Source organism: Lysinibacillus sp. GbtcB16 (assembly GCF_019091145.1).
In the GTDB taxonomy this organism is placed as follows: domain Bacteria; phylum Bacillota; class Bacilli; order Bacillales_A; family Planococcaceae; genus Lysinibacillus; species Lysinibacillus fusiformis.
The window spans coordinates 1-1227 of the sequence record NZ_JAGXJV010000061.1; the positions used below are offsets into that span (position 1 = coordinate 1).

Annotated in this window: 1 protein-coding gene and 2 pseudogenes; all 3 read left to right on the forward strand. The window is 34.2% G+C overall.

The annotated features are described in order from the left end of the window. Positions 1-116 precede the first annotated feature (116 nt). Positions 117-278 carry a hypothetical protein gene (locus KVT27_RS23240; protein WP_217563187.1) on the forward strand — a complete coding sequence of 54 codons (162 nt, stop codon included), beginning with the start codon at positions 117-119 and terminating at the stop codon, positions 276-278. A gap of 12 nt (positions 279-290) precedes the next feature. Next, a pseudogene (locus tag KVT27_RS23245) lies at positions 291-827 on the forward strand (D-glycero-alpha-D-manno-heptose-1,7-bisphosphate 7-phosphatase); the annotation flags it as partial. A 312-nt stretch (positions 828-1139) separates the two neighbouring features. Further along, positions 1140-1227, forward strand: a pseudogene (locus tag KVT27_RS27585) (YolD-like family protein); the annotation flags it as partial.

Below are 1227 nucleotides of genomic sequence, written 5' to 3' on the forward strand. Positions count from 1 at the left end.
GGATATTAATAAAGTAATTAAAAAGCTTTTAGGTAAAAAACCAGGTCGAGGCGCTCAATCACAATTAGCAAATAATATATTCCGTAAATTCTTTGAGGAAAAAGGGTTATTGTAATATGGCTTTTGTAATACGTGCAGAAGGATTTGTTATAGATAGCTGTGAACCTGGCAAAGAAGGACAAGAATTAGAGTTTACTACTTATGATGAAGCAGAAGATGTAATGTTGGAACTACGTAAATATAATTCACATGCAACATTTGAAATTGTGGAAATATAGGAGGGGAAATACATGCATGATTCAACTAAACAACAGCGTGCAATTTTCTTAGACAGAGACGGCGTGATTAATGAAGTTTTAACTGATCGAGTTAAGTTTGTAAATAAAACAAGTGATTTGTATTTAATCCCAGGTGCAGCAAAAGCAATCGGTACGTTTAATAAGATGGGCTTTAAGGTATTTGTTGTTACAAACCAAGCGGGCGTTACTTTTGGATATATGACGCAATCAGAACTAGACATGATTCATATGAAATTAAAATCGTTATTATTCCAAGAAGATAAAGACGCTGTTATACATGAAATTTCAGCATGTATACACGCTCCTACTGAAAATTGTATTTGTAGAAAACCAAATGCAGGGCAACTTACGAATTTAGCGAAAAAATACAATATCGACTTGAAAAATAGCTACATGATTGGTGATATGGAAACGGATATTGAAGCAGGTAAAAAAGCAGGAACTCAAACAATATTAATTTCTTCTAATGATGAGGAAACTACTGCAGATATGCAGTTTTCTTCTTTGTTAGAACTGATTAAAAATAATGGTGTGGGATACTCTTGTGAAAAATGCTATTCCGAAATGAAACTTGATCACTCTTATTCTAAAGCTACCGATGAGCAACGGGAGACTTTGGCCCCTTATGAGTACTGTTCTTGTGATGTCCATGTGTATAAATGTGTATGCGGTGAAGAAACTCACATAGATCCTCCGGAAGAGTATCAGTGTGAATCTTGTAAAGAACATTTAGCTTTCGACAGTTTAGCTTAATAGAAATATATAATGTAAAAAAGCCGCCCAAGATGAGGTGCACCCCAATTGTTAGACACATAATTAACAATTGGAGGTGCATTTTTTATGGCTAAATTTTCTTCAAAAGATAAAATACAAGCAGTAAAACGATATCTAGAAGGTACGGAAGGCGGAAAAACCATTGCTAATTCTA